Annotated in this window: 13 protein-coding genes and 1 pseudogene; 9 read left to right on the top strand and 5 right to left on the bottom strand. The window is 70.4% G+C overall.

From position 1 onward, the window contains the following. Positions 1-126 precede the first annotated feature (126 nt). Positions 127-919, top strand: a pseudogene (locus tag AQI88_RS04690) (methyltransferase domain-containing protein). A gap of 265 nt (positions 920-1,184) precedes the next feature. Here the strand turns inward: AQI88_RS04690 and AQI88_RS04685 are convergent. Further along, complete coding sequence (locus tag AQI88_RS04685; RefSeq protein ID WP_066992323.1) at positions 1,185-2,120, bottom strand: carbohydrate kinase family protein; 936 nt, start codon at positions 2,118-2,120, stop codon at positions 1,185-1,187. Then, a complete protein-coding gene (locus tag AQI88_RS04680; protein ID WP_066992320.1) occupies positions 2,105-3,013 on the bottom strand; it encodes a pseudouridine-5'-phosphate glycosidase in 909 nt (302 codons plus the stop codon). Before AQI88_RS04680 ends, AQI88_RS04685 begins: the two co-directional genes overlap by 16 nt. 99 nt (positions 3,014-3,112) lie before the next feature. Between AQI88_RS04680 and AQI88_RS04675 the strand changes: the two genes are divergently transcribed. Continuing rightward, positions 3,113-3,541 (top strand): VOC family protein, encoded by a 429-nt coding sequence (locus AQI88_RS04675; protein WP_066992316.1) that lies wholly within the window; start codon positions 3,113-3,115, stop codon positions 3,539-3,541. A gap of 8 nt (positions 3,542-3,549) precedes the next feature. Here the strand turns inward: AQI88_RS04675 and AQI88_RS04670 are convergent, their stop codons facing one another. Together AQI88_RS04670 and AQI88_RS04665 are read right to left on the bottom strand one after the other, a co-directional pair. Beyond that, positions 3,550-4,104 carry a methylated-DNA--[protein]-cysteine S-methyltransferase gene (locus AQI88_RS04670; protein WP_066992314.1) on the bottom strand — a complete coding sequence of 185 codons (555 nt, stop codon included), beginning with the start codon at positions 4,102-4,104 and terminating at the stop codon, positions 3,550-3,552. A gap of 52 nt (positions 4,105-4,156) precedes the next feature. Continuing rightward, positions 4,157-5,026 carry a glycerophosphodiester phosphodiesterase gene (locus tag AQI88_RS04665; RefSeq protein WP_066992312.1) on the bottom strand — a complete coding sequence of 290 codons (870 nt, stop codon included), beginning with the start codon at positions 5,024-5,026 and terminating at the stop codon, positions 4,157-4,159. Positions 5,027-5,305: 279 nt separating this feature from the next. Here AQI88_RS04665 and AQI88_RS04660 point away from each other — a divergent pair, with 279 nt between their 5' ends. The 6 genes from AQI88_RS04660 to AQI88_RS04635 all read left to right on the top strand — a co-directional run bounded on the left by AQI88_RS04660 (position 5,306) and on the right by AQI88_RS04635 (position 13,523). Beyond that, the gene (locus AQI88_RS04660) at positions 5,306-6,184 is read left to right on the top strand and encodes an MHYT domain-containing protein (protein WP_066992308.1); all 879 of its coding nucleotides are present in this window, start codon (positions 5,306-5,308) and stop codon (positions 6,182-6,184) included. Positions 6,185-6,224: 40 nt separating this feature from the next. Beyond that, on the top strand, positions 6,225-8,381 hold the full coding sequence (uvrB, locus tag AQI88_RS04655) for an excinuclease ABC subunit UvrB (RefSeq protein WP_066992306.1): 2,157 nt from the start codon (positions 6,225-6,227) through the stop codon (positions 8,379-8,381). 156 nt (positions 8,382-8,537) lie between these two features. Continuing rightward, positions 8,538-9,116 (top strand): TerD family protein, encoded by a 579-nt coding sequence (locus tag AQI88_RS04650; RefSeq protein ID WP_066992303.1) that lies wholly within the window; start codon positions 8,538-8,540, stop codon positions 9,114-9,116. Positions 9,117-9,175: 59 nt separating this feature from the next. Next, entirely contained in the window at positions 9,176-11,059 is a 1,884-nt protein-coding gene (locus tag AQI88_RS04645; protein WP_066992300.1) for a TerD family protein, read from the top strand. 220 nt (positions 11,060-11,279) lie between these two features. Continuing rightward, complete coding sequence (locus tag AQI88_RS04640) at positions 11,280-12,290, top strand: TerC/Alx family metal homeostasis membrane protein (RefSeq protein WP_107118459.1); 1,011 nt, start codon at positions 11,280-11,282, stop codon at positions 12,288-12,290. Between the two features lie 132 nt (positions 12,291-12,422). Then, positions 12,423-13,523, top strand: a complete 1,101-nt coding sequence (locus AQI88_RS04635; protein WP_066992295.1) for a calcium:cation antiporter — start codon at positions 12,423-12,425, stop codon at positions 13,521-13,523. Positions 13,524-13,537: 14 nt separating this feature from the next. Here AQI88_RS04635 and AQI88_RS04630 read toward each other — a convergent pair whose 3' ends face one another. Further along, entirely contained in the window at positions 13,538-14,809 is a 1,272-nt protein-coding gene (locus AQI88_RS04630; protein ID WP_066992292.1) for an MFS transporter, read from the bottom strand. A gap of 211 nt (positions 14,810-15,020) precedes the next feature. Between AQI88_RS04630 and aroQ the strand changes: the two genes are divergently transcribed. Then, complete coding sequence (aroQ, locus tag AQI88_RS04625) at positions 15,021-15,494, top strand: type II 3-dehydroquinate dehydratase (RefSeq protein WP_066992290.1); 474 nt, start codon at positions 15,021-15,023, stop codon at positions 15,492-15,494. Positions 15,495-15,504 lie beyond the last annotated feature (10 nt).

Raw genomic sequence — 15,504 nt, 5'->3', positions numbered from 1 at the left:
GGCAAGTGTGCCAGTCCGGCGCAAAGCGCGGGTAAGCCTGTGGGAATGACCGCTTCCGCTTTGTTCCTGCCTGTGGACAAGGGGCCGACCGCTCCTGACAGCCAGGACAATTAGGATGATCGCGGCATGGCGCGATCCGACGGGTACCTCCTGGACGACCGGCAGGCCGTGGCGGACAGCGCTTCGAGGCCTTCGCCTCTCTCTGCGATCCCACCACCTTCCGGCATCTCGAAGCGCTCGGACTCGGGCCGGGCACGCGCTGCTGGGAGGTCGGGGCCGGCGGAACCTCCGTCGTGTCCTGGCCGGCCGAGTAGGTCGGCCCTACCGGCAGGGTCGTCGCGACCGACCTCGACACCTCACTCCTCGCCGCCGTGGCCCGTCCTCCGGTCGAGGTGCACATCCACGACGTGGGAGCCGAGGAGCCGCCTGGGGAGGGCTTCGACCTGGTACACGCCCGGCTGGTCCTCGTCCATGTCCCGGACCGGGCAAGGGCCTTGCCCTCCATGATCCAGGCACTGCGGCGCGGCGGACGGCTGCTGATCGAGGACGCCGAACCGGCCCTCCAGCCCCTGATCTGCCCTGACGCGTACGGCCCCGAGCAGCAGCTCGCCATCCGGCTGCGCCAAGGCTTCCGCGAGCTGCTCGCCGACCGCGGCGCCGACCTGTCGTACGGCCGCAAGCTCCCGCGTCCGCTCCGTGCGGCCGGGTTGCGCGAAGCGGAGGCCACGCCCACTTCCCCGTGACCTCGCCCGCCTGCGCCGTCCTGGAGGCCGCCACGGTCCGTCAGATCCGCGATCGGCGCGTCACAGCGAGCCCCGCCACCGACGAGGACGTCGACCGGTACCTGGCCAACGTGGAAGCGGGCGGCATGGACCTCGCCACCGCACCGATGATCTCGGCTTGGGGCCGCAAGGCGTAGAGGCTACGTGCGGTGGCGATTCCGCAAGGCCTGGCTGCGCATGACCAGGTGGGGGTGAGGCAAGGGCGTGGTGGCCCTCGCAGCCGGGTGCGGCGTGTGAGACAAGGTATGCCCGCCGACTCGCGGATTCGGTGGTGGCGTGAGGCTCAGCCGCTTGTTGCGCGGATTCGGTGGTGCCGGACGGCCCAGCCTCTCGATGTGCGGAAATCCGGCTGTGGCGTGGGGGCCGCTGTCTCGACGCGCGGATCGGGGCGTGGCGTAACGCCTATCCGCCGATGCTCTGGTGCGGCGGTCTGCCGCCCACCCGTTCCACCGCCCGCGCTCCCGCCCCGCACCCCTGAGCCGCCGCCTCCTGCGGATCCGCGCCCGCGACCAGGGCGGCGAGGAACGCGCCGGTGAACGCGTCGCCGGCGCCCGTGGTGTCCACGGGTGTCGCCGGTGTGGCCGGAATCCGGGCGACCACGGTCCCGGAACAGGCCACCAGCGCCCCGTCCACACCCGACTTGGCCACCACCAGCGGGACCAGCCGGCTCAACTTGGCCGCCGCGTCCGCCCAGTCGGGCAGACCCGTCAGCAGACACGCCTCGTCGCGGCTGGGCAGCAACACGTCCAGCCCGTCCGCGAACGCCAGGAAACGGTCCACCCCGAGCGTCACGAGGAAGCCCGCCGACGCCGGATCCAGGCTGACCGGCACGCCACGTGCGCGTGCCGCCGCAAGGGCCGTCTCGGCGAGCGCCCGGCTCGGCTCGGAGAACAGCAGATAGCCCGACAGGTGCAGCCGGGTGACCCCGTCGAGCAACGCGTCCGACCAGTCGGCGGGTTCGAGCCGTAGGGACGCCCCGCTGTCCGTGAGGAACGTCCGCTCGGCCGACGCGCCCGCGTCGACGAGGCAGATCACCGTCCCGGTCGCCGCGTCCGGGTCGACCACCAGCCGGGGCCGCACCCCGGCCGCCACCAGCTCCCGCTCATGCCACTGTGCCGCGTCCGCGCCCACCCGGCCCAGCAGCCGTACGTGCGCACAGCCCGCGTGGGCCGCCCAGCAGGCCACGTTGGCGCCCGCACCGCCCGGCAGGGTCCGGATCGAGGCGGCCGTGTCGGTGCCGCCCGCGAGCGGCCCCCGGTGCCGGGCTACGACATCGGTGACGACATCCCCGACGACCAGCAGCGCCCCGTCCCGGCCCTCGGTCACCTCCTGGTCCACGCCGCGGCGATCCGCGCCGCCAGCCGCACATTGCCGCGCACGGCGGCCAGATTGGCGTTCAGCGAGGCGCCGTCCGTGTGCCGGACCAGGTAGTCGAGCAGGAACGGCGTGACCGCCTGGCCGGTGATCCCCTGTTCCTCCAGGGCGCGCAGCGCGTCGGCGAGCACGCGCGCGTGCAGCCCGGGATCGAGCTGCTGCTCCTGCGGTACGGGGTTGGCGACGATCAGCGCCGACTCCGCCGCGTCGAGCGTGTCCTGTGCCCGCATGACGTCAGCGACCTGCTCCGGGCTCTGCAGCGTCCAGTCGACCGGATGTCCGGAGTCGGACAGGTAGAAGCCGGGGAACCGGTCGGTGCGGTATCCGGCGACTGCCACGCCCAGCGTCTCCAGCCGCTGCAGGGTCGCCGGCACGTCCAGGATCGACTTCACGCCCGCGCACACCACCGTGATCCGCGTCCGTGCCAGCAGGCCCAGATCGGCCGACTCGTCCTGCGTCACCGTCCACTCCCGGTGCACACCGCCCAGCCCGCCCGTGGCGAACACCCGGACACCCGCCAGTGCCGCCAGCTGCGCCGTCGCCGACACCGTGGTCGCCCCGCTCACCCCCGCCGCCACGGCCAGCGGCAGGTCGCGGTGGCCCAGCTTGCGGATGCCGTCCTCGTTCGCGACCCGCTCCAGCTGCTCCTTGTCCAGGCCGACCCGTGGGCACCCGTCCAGTACGGCGATGGTCGCGGGCACGGCGCCCTCCTGCCGCACCACGTCCTCCAGCTCCAGCGCCACCTGCAGATTGCGCGGACGCGGCAGTCCGTGCGCGATGATCGTGGACTCCAGGGCCACCACCGGCCGCCGCGCGTCGATCGCTGCCCTGACTTCTTCCGATATCACCAGCACCACGCGCCCGCCTCCTGTCTGTCGGTCTTCCCTCATCTCTGGCGGGCGGCACGCCCGGCTAAACGCTTGCGGTCTGTGGGAGACACCACCAGCCTGGGCCGCATGACGAACCACACCACGCGTCTCGACCACGTCGTCCTGTGGGTGGCCGACCCGGTCGCGGCGGCCGGCTTCTACGAGGACGCCGTCGGACTGGAGCCCCTGAGGGTCACCGAGTTCACCGAGGGAAAGGTGTCGTTCCCCTCCGTGCGCGTCAACGAGGAGACGATCCTCGACCTCGCGCCGCGCAGCATCGCGGAGCGCATGAACATGCTCCCCGGCTCCGCCGACAGCGCGGGCCACCCCGTCAACCACGTCTGCCTGTCCCTGCCGTCCGCCGCCTTCGACGCCCTGCTCGCCCGCCTGGACGCGCATGGCGTCCCCGTGACCGGCATCGGCCATGACTCCTTCGGCGCCCGCGGGAAGGCCACACGCAACTTCTACTTCCGGGACCCGGACGGCAACGTCTTCGAGGCCCGGCACTACGCCTAGCGCTGGTGTCAGAACAGCGGCTCGGGCAGCACGCCCTCCAGGGCGAGCAGCTTCCGCTTGGTCTCCAGGCCACCCCCGAAGCCGCCGATGCCGCCGTCGCTCTCCACCACCCGGTGGCACGGCACGACGACCGGCAGCGGATTGGCACCCATCGCCGCGCCGACCGCCTGGGCCCCGCCCGGCTGCCCGACGCGCCCGGCCAGATCGCCGTACCCGACCACGGTGCCGTACGGGACGCCGGAGGCCAGCTCGCGCAGCACCTGCCGGTTGAAGCCCGAGATCAATGACCAGTCCAGGGGCAGGTCGAAGTCGTGGCGCTCGCCCGCGAAGTACGCCTCCACCTGCCGTATCGCCTCGGCCAGCAGTGGCGAGTCCGGGTCCTCGGCCGGCTCGGTGCCCAGCCGGGCCGTCAGTCGCTCCAGAGCCCGCTCGCGCACCTCGTCCGTGGCGTGGAAGACGACGTTGACCAGTCCGTCGCGGGTCGCCGCCAGCATCAACGGGCCGATGCCGGTGCCCACGACGGCCCACACGACCCGCTGCTCGTCCTGCCCATGGCTGTCCATGCGCCCACGGTACGACCCGCCACTGACAATGCCCGCCGCGCCGGGGGCAGGCTCAGCCCGCCTCGAGCGCCGCCCGGACCACGTCGGGCTTGTTGGTGATGAGCCCGTCGACGCCGTAGTCCTTGACCTTCCGGGCGGTGTCCGCGTCGTTCACCGTCCAGACGAACACACCGAGCGGCCTGCCGTGCGCTCCCTCGACGGAGTGCACGGTGCAGACGTACCCCTTGGAGATCGAACCGTACGACGGATTGATCAGGTCGGTGAAGCGCGCGTACTGGTGCAGCTGCGTCACGGACGGCCTGCCGAGGTAGGCGGTGGTGAGCGCCGGCTTCAGCTCGTGGACGGTGCGAATGCTGTCGGCGCTGAAGCTCTGCACGATCAGCCGTCCGAGGTGCTTCTGGTCCAGCCAGCCCTGGTTGCCGAGAAGCTTCAGGGTCTGCTGCTCGATGCCGGGGTACAGCTCCGGGTTCTTGATCTCCAGGAGCAGTTTCTCGTGGTTGCGCTCGACCCGGCGCATGTACTGCTCCAGAGTCGGCACGCGCGTGCCCGCGTAGGCGGGGGAGAACCAGCCGCCCGCATCCAGCCGGGCGATCTCGGCGGCGGTGAAGTCCTTCACCTTCCAGGGCGCCCGGCCCGGGAAGAGCTCCTTCACGTTCGTGGTGCGCTCCAGGCTGCCGTCGTGGATGACGACCAGTTCACCGTCCTTGGTGCGCTGGACATCGTTCTCGACCCAGGAGAAGCCCAGCTTCGCCGCCTTGTCGATGGAGGCCAGGGTGTTCTCCGGAGCGTAGGCCGAGGCTCCGCGGTGGGCGATCACCGTGGGCTCGCCGGACTCGCCCGCCCGGGCGACGGGCGTGGGGCTCAGCAGGGCGGCCACCCCCAGGGCCGCCGTGGCGATGGCGGCGGCTACGCGCGCGTGCATGCGTCCTCCTCGCGTCGAGCGAATACCGACAGCACCAGCTTGACAGCAGAGAGTCAACAACACCCGGGTGCAGGACGGCCACACATTGAATGGAGGTGTCCAAGTCCCCTCACCGGTGCCGCACAAGTGGGGCAGAGCCGTGTTTCTTTGCCGGAAAATCGTTCGACCATTCCGGTGGGGGTCATACTCTCTGCGTCAACCCTGACCGCCGTCGCGGTCCTGGGACGGGGGCGCATTTCAGATATTCCGGGACGCAAGAGGGCGGAAGGGCAGCCGCGCATGCAAGGCACGGTCGACGGATTCAGCTACGGGGCCGTCACCCCGTTGGTGGCCTTTCTGATGGCCTGCCTCGGTGGCGCCCTCGGCCTGCGCTGCACCACCCGGTCCCTGCTGGTCACGCACTCCCGGAGACCCGCCTGGCTGGCCCTCGGCTCGGCCGCGATCGGCTCCGGCATCTGGACCATGCACTTCGTCGCCATGATGGGCTTCACCATCAAGGAGACGCCGATCCACTACGACAAGCCGATCACCTACGCGAGCCTCGGCCTCGCCATCGTCATGGTGGGCGTCGGGATCTTCATCGTCGGTTACCGGGGCGCCACCGGCACCGCCTTGTTCACAGGTGGCACCATCACCGGTCTGGGTGTCGCCTCCATGCACTACCTCGGCATGGCGGGCATGCACTTCGACGGGCGGTTCACCTACAACACGCTCACCGTCGCCGCCTCCGTCGTCATAGCGGTCGTGGCCGCCACCGCCGCCCTGTGGGCGGCCGGACGTGTCCGGGGCTTCCTGTGGAGTGTCGGGGCGAGCCTAGTGATGGGTCTCGCCGTGAGCGGTATGCACTACACCGGTATGGCCGCCCTCGACGTCCACCTCCACGGCACCTCGGGCGCCGGCACCGGCGGCTCACCGGCCTCGGTGCTCGCGCCGATGCTGATCGGCCCGCTCGCCTTCCTGCTCCTCGCCGGCGTCGTCGTGATGTTCGACCCGCTGATGGTCATGGGCAGGCCGACCGGAGCCGCCGTCGAGGAGAAACCGGGTGTCCCGGCCGCCGCCGTCGCCTCCCACCACGACCGTCGCCTGCCACTCCATTCCGGTGGCCGGCCGATCCGCCACCCGAAGCACCACGACTCCCGCACCCCGCAGAACCGCTGATCGGGACGCGTTGTCAGTGGGGGGTCGTACGGTGGGTGGCATGCGGCCCGTTTCTCACATCGAACGCACGGTGGCGCCCTTCGAGGTCGTCAGCCCCTACCAGCCCAGCGGAGACCAGCCGGCGGCCATCGCCGAGCTGGCCAAGCGCATCGAGGCAGGTGAAAAGGACGTCGTCCTGCTCGGCGCGACCGGCACCGGCAAGTCCGCCACCACGGCGTGGATGATCGAGAAGCTCCAGCGCCCCACCCTCGTGATGGCGCCGAACAAGACGCTGGCCGCCCAGCTGGCCAACGAGTTCCGCGAGCTCCTCCCGAACAACGCGGTCGAGTACTTCGTCTCGTACTACGACTACTACCAGCCCGAGGCCTACGTCCCGCAGTCGGACACCTACATCGAGAAGGACTCCTCGATCAACGAGGAGGTCGAGCGCCTGCGCCACTCGGCGACGAACTCGCTGCTCACCCGCCGCGACGTCATCGTGGTCGCCTCGGTGTCCTGCATCTACGGCCTCGGTACTCCGCAGGAGTACGTGGACCGAATGGTCCCCCTCAGGGTCGGCGACGAGATGGACCGGGACGAGCTGCTGCGCCGCTTCGTCGACATCCAGTACACACGCAACGACCTGGCCTTCAGCCGGGGCACCTTCCGGGTCCGCGGCGACACCATCGAGATCTTCCCGGTCTACGAGGAGCTGGCCGTCCGTATCGAGATGTTCGGCGACGAGATCGAGGCACTCTCCACGCTCCACCCGCTCACCGGCGAGATCATCAGCGACGACCAGCAGCTGTACGTCTTCCCCGCCTCCCACTACGTCGCCGGACCCGAGCGCATGGAGCGGGCCGTCAACGACATCGAGAAGGAGCTGGCGGAGCGCCTGGCCGAGCTGGAGAAGCAGGGCAAGCTCCTGGAGGCCCAGCGCCTGCGCATGCGTACCACGTACGACATCGAGATGCTTCGCCAGATCGGCAGCTGCTCCGGCGTGGAGAACTACTCGATGCACTTCGACGGCCGCCTGCCCGGTTCCCCGCCCAACACCCTGATGGACTACTTCCCGGACGACTTCCTGCTCGTCATCGACGAGTCGCACGTTACCGTCCCGCAGATCGGGGCCATGTACGAGGGTGACGCCTCCCGTAAGCGCACCCTCGTCGAGCACGGCTTCCGGCTGCCCTCCGCGCTGGACAACCGCCCCCTGAAGTGGGAGGAGTTCCAGGAGCGCATCGGGCAGACGGTGTACCTGTCGGCCACTCCGGGCACCTACGAGCTGTCCCGCGGGGACGGCGTCGTGGAGCAGATCATCCGCCCGACGGGCCTGGTCGACCCGGAGGTCGTGGTCAAGCCCACCGAGGGGCAGATCGACGACCTGGTGCACGAGATCCGCAAGCGCACCGAGAAGGACGAGCGTGTCCTGGTCACCACGCTCACCAAGAAGATGGCCGAGGACCTCACCGACTACTTCCTGGAACTCGGCATCCAGGTGCGCTATCTGCACAGCGACGTCGACACCCTGCGCCGCGTCGAGCTGCTGCGCGAGCTGCGCTCCGGCGAGTTCGACGTCCTGGTCGGCATCAACCTGCTGCGGGAGGGCCTCGACCTGCCCGAGGTGTCCCTGGTGGCCATCCTCGACGCCGACAAGGAAGGCTTCCTGCGCTCCGGTACCTCGCTGATCCAGACCATCGGCCGCGCGGCGCGCAACGTCTCCGGCCAGGTCCACATGTACGCCGACAAGATCACTCCGGCGATGGAGAAGGCCATAGAGGAGACCAACCGGCGCCGGGAGAAGCAGGTCGCCTACAACAAGGCCAACGGCATCGACCCGCAACCGCTCCGCAAGAAGATCAACGACATCGTCGCGCAGATCGCCCGCGAGGAGGTCGACACCGAACAGCTGCTCGGCTCCGGCTACCGCAAGCTGAAGGACGGCAAGGGTGCCAAGGCCCCCGTCCCGTCGCTCGGCGACAAGGCGGCCAAGGGCGCGAAGGCCGGCAAGGCCGCCAAGTCCACCAAGGGCAAGGCAGGGGCCGCGGTACCCACGGACCGTCCGGCGGCCGAACTCGCCGAGCAGATCGAGGAGATGACGGAGCGCATGCGCGCCGCCGCCGCCGAGCTGCAGTTCGAGATCGCCGCCCGGCTGCGCGACGAGGTCTCCGAGATGAAGAAGGAACTGCGCCAGATGCGGGAAGCAGGCCTCGCCTGAGCCCTCGTGACCCTGCCGGACCTCGGCATATGCGTCCAGTGTTGCAACACCGACACAAAGCGCGGGCCGGGGTTCGGCACTGTCAGTGCCCCTGCGTAGGGTTCTTGGCACCGCGCAGTGCGCGGCAACAGGGGAACACCGAGAGGGGAACCAGCCGTGTCCGTCAACTTGACCAAGGGTCAGGCCATCAGCCTGGAGAAGAAGGACGGGGCCACCCTGACCGCGGTCCGCATGGGTCTGGGCTGGCAGGCGGCGAAGCGACGCGGCCTGTTCGGCTCGCGCACCCGTGAGATCGACCTGGACGCCTCGGCGGTTCTCTTCGCCGAGAAGCAGCCGGTCGATGTCGTCTTCTTCCGTCATCTGGTGAGCGACGACGGCTCCGTGCGCCACACCGGCGACAACCTCGTCGGCGGTGTCGGCCAGGGCGGTGACGACGAGTCCATCCTCGTGGACCTGCAGCGCGTTCCGGTCCACATCGACCAGATCGTCTTCACCGTGAACTCCTTCACGGGCCAGACCTTCCAGGAGGTGCAGGACGCGTTCTGCCGCCTCGTCGACGAGACCAACGGCCAGGAGCTCGCCCGTTACACGCTGGCCGGTGGCGGCGAGTACACCGCCCAGATCATGGCGAAGGTGCACCGGGCGGGCTCGGGCTGGACGATGACCGCTCTGGGTACCCCCGCCAACGGCCGCACCTTCCAGGACCTGATGCCGGCGATCCTGCCGCACCTGTAGGAGGCCCGCTCGATCGGGCAGGCGCGTACGACAACACGACACAGGGGGGGGCGACGGAGATGACGGCCGAGCTGGTGCGGGGACAGAACCACCCGCTGTCCCAGGTCCGGCTGGAGATCCGGATCTCGGCCGGGGTGCCGGTCCTGGCAGGGGCCACGCTCGGCGACGAGCACGGCACCGTGCACGGCGCTCCGTGGGTGGTCCACCCCGGTGCCCCCACCCTGCCCGGCATCGAGGTCTCCGGGCAGGCCGCCACCGACCACCGTCTGGCCGTCGACCTGGCCGCCCTGCCCGAGGCGGTCCACCGTGTCTCGGTGCTGCTCGCACTGCCCGAACGGCCGGGAGGCCCGCTCCGGTTCGGCGCGTTCGCCGCTCCGACGACGGTGGTCACAGGCCTCGACGGCACCGGGATCGTCCGCTTCACCCTCACCGGCCTGGACGCCGAGTCGGCCGTCGTCGCCCTGGAGCTGTACCGCCGACAGGGGGCCTGGAAGGTACGCGCGGTGGGCCAGGGCTACGCCGGAGGGCTCACCGCACTCCTCGCCGACCAGGGCTTGCCCCAGCCCGGCGACCTCGCGGCGCAGATCCAGGAGGCCGTGACGCGGAGCCTGGCCCGCGCGATACCGGCACCGCCACCGCAGCACGTCCCGGACGCCGCAACACCTGCGCCGATGCCGTCGTACGACAGTCCTGACGCGCATGACGTACCGGCTTCCGGTGGCCCGGTCGACTACACCCACTCCCACCGCCGTACGCACACCGCTCCGCCCCCGCCCCCGCCCACGGCGGGCCCGGCCCCGGACGACCAGCCCGCCCAGCCCGTGGCGGGTGACGCGGTGGGCTGGTCGATGGAGGAGCGGCTGTACAACCAGGTCTGGGGCATGTTCGAGGACCTGGCCCGCACCACGGCCGCATACCGCAGCGCCGTCGACTTCGCCGACTCCCGCCTGGAGAAGGAACTCGACCAGGTCCTCAGCGACCCGCGCAGCCGGCTCGGCACGGCGGGAGACGTCGCGCGCGAGGCGGCCCACGCCCGGCACTCCCAGCTGGTCGACCAGGCCCGGGCGGCACTCGACCGCGACCTCGCTCAGCTCACCGCCGAGTCCGAGGTCGTCGAGCCCGCGCTCCCGCTCGCCTACGCCCGCTGGGACAACCCCGTCTGGCACGGCTACCGGGCGCCGGCCGAGCCGCCGCTGGCCTTGCGGCTCGGCGATCTCCATCTCCCCGAGAGCGTCTCGCTGCGTATCCCGCTGCTGGTCAGGCTCCCGCTGGAACGCGGTCTGTGGATTGACAGCGGCCCCGTGGCAGGTCCCGACGACACCATCCCGGACCCCGCTGAGCTGCGTCGGCTCGCCATGGAGGCCGCGGTGGCGCTGGCGGCCCGGCTGCTCGCCGTCCACCCGGCCGGGGAGTTCGCCGTGCAGGTCATCGACCCGGCCGGTGCCGGAGCACAGGCGCTCCAGCCACTGACCCGCGCCGGGGCGCTGGTGGCGCCGCCCGCGACTGGCGCGGCGGGCGTGACGGACGTCCTGGGGCGGCTCACCAGGCATGTCGACCTGATGCAGATGGCGATCCGGGGTGGCGCGGCCGAGTCGCTGCCACCCGACATCGACACCGCGCAGCAGCTCCTGATCGTCAACGACTTCCCGCACGGCTTCGACGACCGGGCCGTGACCCAGCTGCGCTATCTCGCCGACGAGGGTCCCGCCGTCGGCGTCCACCTGGTGATGGTCGCGGATCGCGAGGACGCCGAGGCCTATGGCCCGTTGCTCGACCCGCTGTGGCGTTCGCTCATGCGACTCACCCCCGTGCCCGACGATCACCTCGCCGACCCCTGGGTCGGCCATGCCTGGACATACGAGCCCTCGCTGGTGCCGCCCGGCAGCAGCATCCTCCAGCAAGTGCTCGCCGAGGTGACGGCAGCCCGCACCAAGCGCAGGTAAAGCACTCCCGACCAGGGAGTTTGGAACTTTCTTTGCCTACCACTTTACCTTTCCTTGGTCTTTCGGTAACGTCTTCCGTACGGAGGGGAGTACTCCCTGACTGCGACGCACCCGTCAGTACGGATCGATGAGGATCCCGGGACGTCGGCCCATCCTGGGTGGAAGAGACCTCCGGCAGCGACAACGCTGATGTTTGCCGTTACGTAATGCCGGAGGTGCAGTGGAAGTCTCCATGACCCTGTGGGTCCTGACCATCGTGGGGCTGGCCGCCCTGATCGCGGTCGACTTCTTCATCGGTCGTAAGCCCCATGACGTGTCGATCAAGGAAGCCGGAATCTGGACGGTCGTCTGGATCGCCCTGGCCGGGCTCTTCGGCCTCGGCCTGCTCGTCTTCGGCGGCGGGCAGCCGGCCGGCGAGTTCTTCGCGGGCTTCATCACCGAGAAGTCCCTGAGCGTCGACAACCTTTTCGTCTTCGTCCTGATCATGGCGAAGTTCGCGGTGCCCTCGCAGTACCAGCAGCGGGTCCTGCTCGTCGGTGTCCTCATAGCCCTGGTCCTGCGGGCCGTCTTCATCGCGGCCGGAGCCGCGATCATCGCCAGCTTCTCCTGGGTGTTCTACCTCTTCGGTGCCTTCCTGATCTGGACCGCCTGGAAGCTCATCCAGGAGGCCCGCGCCGACGAGGAGGATGAGGAGTACGAGGAGAACAAGCTGCTGAAGGCCGCGGAGCGCAGGTTCGGCGTGGCCGACCGGTACCACGGCACCAAGCTGTGGATCCAGCAGAACGGCAAGCGGGTCATGACCCCGATGCTGGTCGTGATGCTCGCCATCGGCACCACGGACGTGCTGTTCGCGCTGGACTCCATCCCTGCGATCTTCGGCCTGACCCAGGACCCGTACATCGTCTTCACCGCCAACGCCTTCGCCCTGATGGGGCTGCGGCAGCTGTACTTCCTCATCGGCGGCCTGCTGAGGAAGCTGGTCCACCTGTCGTACGGCCTGTCGATCATCCTCGGCTTCATCGGCGTCAAGCTGGTGCTGCACGCGCTGCACGAGTCCGGGGTCCACGTCCCCGAGATCAGCATCCCGGTCTCGCTCGGCGTGATCTGCGCCGTCCTGGTGGCCACCACGATCACCAGCCTGATGGCCTCCAAGAAGCAGGCGGCCGCCGAGGCTGCGCCCAGCGGGAGTGGCGACGCCGCCGCGAAGGACAGCGTCGACGCCCGGCCGTAGGGGGCGCGGGCACGGTCACCCGACCCTGCGAGGTCCCGGTCGCACCTGTGCCGGGGCCTCGCACCGAAAGGATGAGAAGGGATCCGAAAAGGGTGTAATGCGAACTCCGTATGTGTCTGTAACCATCGCTGCATGATCACTCGGCTCAGGTCGCTCATCGCACAGTGGACGCTCCTCGTGCCGGTGCTCGCGGTCGTCCTGCTGATCTTCACCTGGAGCCGGGATCTGCCCGGCGCAGTGGTCGCGCTGGTGACCTTGGTTCTCGCCGGGGCCGTCCTGGCCGCGGTGCATCACGCCGAGGTGGTCGCCCACCGCGTCGGCGAGCCCTTCGGCTCGCTGGTGCTCGCCCTCGCCGTCACGATCATCGAGGTGGCCCTGATCGTCACCCTGATGGCCGACGGCGGTGACAAGAGTTCCACCCTGGCCCGCGACACGGTCTTCGCCGCCGTGATGATCACTTGCAACGGCATCGTCGGGCTCTGCCTCCTCGTCGCCTCCCTGCGCCACGGCACCGCCGTCTTCAACCCCGAGGGCACCGGCGCCGCCCTGGCGACGGTGGCGACCCTGGCCACGCTCAGCCTGGTGCTGCCGACCTTCACCACCAGTAAGCCCGGGCCTGAGTTCTCCACCGTGCAGCTGACGTTCGCGGCACTGTCCTCGCTCATCCTCTACGGCCTGTTCGTGGCCACCCAGACCGTGCGGCACCGCGACTACTTCCTGCCGATCACCCGGCAGGGCGAGGTCATCACCGCGGACGACCACGCCGAGCCTCCCTCCGCGCGTGCCGCCTGGACCAGCCTCGGTCTGCTCGGCCTCGCCCTGGTCGGCGTGGTCGGTCTGGCCAAGGGCGTGTCGCCCACCATCGAGTCCGCAGTGGAGGCGGCCGGGCTGCACCAGGCGGTCGTCGGTGTCGTCATCGCCCTGCTCGTGCTGCTGCCCGAGACGATCGCTGCGCTGCGCTCCGCCCGCCGCGACCGGGTGCAGACGAGCCTCAACCTCGCGCTCGGCTCGGCCATGGCCAGCATCGGCCTGACCATCCCCGCCGTCGCGCTCGCCTCCGTCTGGCTGTCCGGACCGCTCGTCCTCGGCCTCGGCGCGACCCACATGTTGCTGCTCGCGCTGACCGTGGTGGTCAGCTCCCTGACGGTGGTCCCGGGCCGGGCCACACCCCTGCAGGGCGGTGTGCACCTCGTGCTGTTCGCGGCCTACCTGGAGCTGGCGATCAACCCATAGCGTGGCCTGCCCGGTCAGCCCGTGGCCGGCTCCATCGCCGGTACGGGGACCGGCCGCGTCTCCGGCAGCAGCGCGAAACAGCCGAGACTCAGCAGCGCCATGCCGGTCAGATAGGCGCCCACCCCCCACGGAACACGCCCGCCGTGCTCCGCGAGGGCGGTGGCCACGATCGGCGTGAGCGCGCCCCCGAGGACCCCGCCGAGGTTGTAGCCGACCGCTGCACCCGTGCAGCGCACCCGGGCCTCGTACAGCTCCGGCAGATATGCGGCGATCACCGCGAACATGGTGATGAAGGCGATCAGCGCGCCCAGGATGCCGAGGAACATCAGCAGCGGCTCGCCCGTCGCCAGCAGCGCGACCATCGGCAGCATCCACAGGGCGCATGCCGTGCACCCCGCCAGGCACATCGGGCGGCGCCCGTAGCGGTCGCCGAGCAGCGCCATCAGGGGCGTGAGCGCGCCCTCCACCACCACGGCGGCCATGACGCAGGTCAGCATGACGGTGCGGCTCACTCCGAGCCGTTCGGTGGCATATGCCAGCGACCACGTCGTCACCGCGTAGAACACCGCGTATCCGACGGCCAGCGCCCCCGCCGTAAGCAGCACCAGCCGCCAGTCGTGCCGCACGACCTCGACGAGCGGCACGCGCGCGTGGTCGTCGATTTCCAGGAACCGGGGGCTCTCGGCGAGCGACGAGCGCAGCCACAGCCCGGCCAGCGCCAGCACACCGGCCGCCCAGAACGGCACCCGCCAGCCCCACTGCGCGAACTGTGCGTCGGACAGGGCAGCCGACAGCGCCAGCATCACCCCGTTGGCGAGCACGAACCCGAACACGGGCCCCACTTGAGGGAAGCTCGACCACAGGGCGCGCCGCCCCGGCGGGGCGTGCTCGGCGGTCAGCAGCACTGCTCCGCCCCACTCCCCGCCGAGCCCCAGCCCCTGCAGGAAGCGCAGGACGAGCAGCAGCACAGGGGCCGCCGTGCCGATGGACCCGTACGTCGGTACGCACCCGACCGCGACCGTCGAGGCGCCGGTCAGCAGCAGCGAGATGACCAGCACCGGCCGTCGCCCGCGCCGGTCGCCGAGGTGCCCGAACAGCACCGAACCCAGAGGCCGGGCCACGAACCCGATCCCGAACGTCCCGAACGCCGCCAGCGTCCCCGCCACCGGTGAGAACGTCGGGAAGAACAGCGGACCCAGGACCAGGGCCGCGGCAGTCCCGTAGACGAAGAAGTCGTAGAACTCGATCGCGGTCCCGGCGAGCGAGGCGGCGGCAAGCCGAGGCATGGAGGGAGCCCTTACGGCGCGTACATCGTGCATGTCGCGTCAACTACCCACAGTGATCAGGGGTTACGGGGGCGCGCGGAGGTGATCACCGAGACCGCGGCGCGCGCCGCGGCGGCCGGCGCGCACGGCCGGTCGCCCGCTCCGGGCACCGTGATAGACCGGGTCCGAGCGGCGGTCACCGACGCACCGCCCCGAACGGACCGGAGGAACCGTGCCCCGCACCCTGGCCAACGCCCCGATCATGATCCTCAACGGGCCCAACCTGAACCTCCTCGGCCAGCGCCAGCCCGAGATCTACGGCAAGGACACGCTGGCCGACGTCGAGGCGATGTGCGCGAAGGCGGCGGCCGCGCACGGCGGCACGGTGGACTTCCGGCAGTCCAACCACGAGGGCGAGCTGGTCGACTGGATCCACGAGGCGCGGCTCCACCACTGCGGGATCGTCATCAACCCCGGCGCCTACTCCCACACGTCGGTTGCGATTCTGGACGCACTCAACACCTGCGACGGCATGCCCGTGCTGGAGGTGCACATCTCCAACATCCACCAGCGCGAGTCGTTCCGGCACCACTCGTACGTCTCGCTGCGCGCCGACGGTGTGATCGCGGGCTGCGGGGTGCAGGGCTACGTGTTCGGCGTGGAGCGGGTCGCTGCCCTGGTGGGGGCGGCACCGGCCGACGCGTAGCCCCCGCGGG

Source organism: Streptomyces cellostaticus, from assembly GCF_001513965.1.
Lineage (GTDB): Bacteria > Actinomycetota > Actinomycetes > Streptomycetales > Streptomycetaceae > Streptomyces > Streptomyces cellostaticus.
Note: the sequence above shows the minus strand (reverse complement) of the source record. Positions and strands in the feature narration are given on the sequence as shown.

Excerpts from the sequence above, each read along its gene's own strand:
- AQI88_RS04635 (WP_066992295.1), top strand. The coding sequence starts at position 12,423 with ATGATCACTCGGCTCAGGTCGCTCATCGCACAGTGGACGCTCCTCGTG.
- uvrB (WP_066992306.1), top strand. The coding sequence starts at position 6,225 with ATGCGGCCCGTTTCTCACATCGAACGCACGGTGGCGCCCTTCGAGGTC.
- AQI88_RS04660 (WP_066992308.1), top strand. The coding sequence starts at position 5,306 with ATGCAAGGCACGGTCGACGGATTCAGCTACGGGGCCGTCACCCCGTTG.
- AQI88_RS04675 (WP_066992316.1), top strand. The coding sequence starts at position 3,113 with ATGACGAACCACACCACGCGTCTCGACCACGTCGTCCTGTGGGTGGCC.
- AQI88_RS04630 (WP_066992292.1), bottom strand. The coding sequence starts at position 14,809 with ATGCCTCGGCTTGCCGCCGCCTCGCTCGCCGGGACCGCGATCGAGTTC.
- AQI88_RS04645 (WP_066992300.1), top strand. The coding sequence starts at position 9,176 with ATGACGGCCGAGCTGGTGCGGGGACAGAACCACCCGCTGTCCCAGGTC.
- AQI88_RS04670 (WP_066992314.1), bottom strand. The coding sequence starts at position 4,104 with ATGGACAGCCATGGGCAGGACGAGCAGCGGGTCGTGTGGGCCGTCGTG.
- AQI88_RS04665 (WP_066992312.1), bottom strand. The coding sequence starts at position 5,026 with ATGCACGCGCGCGTAGCCGCCGCCATCGCCACGGCGGCCCTGGGGGTG.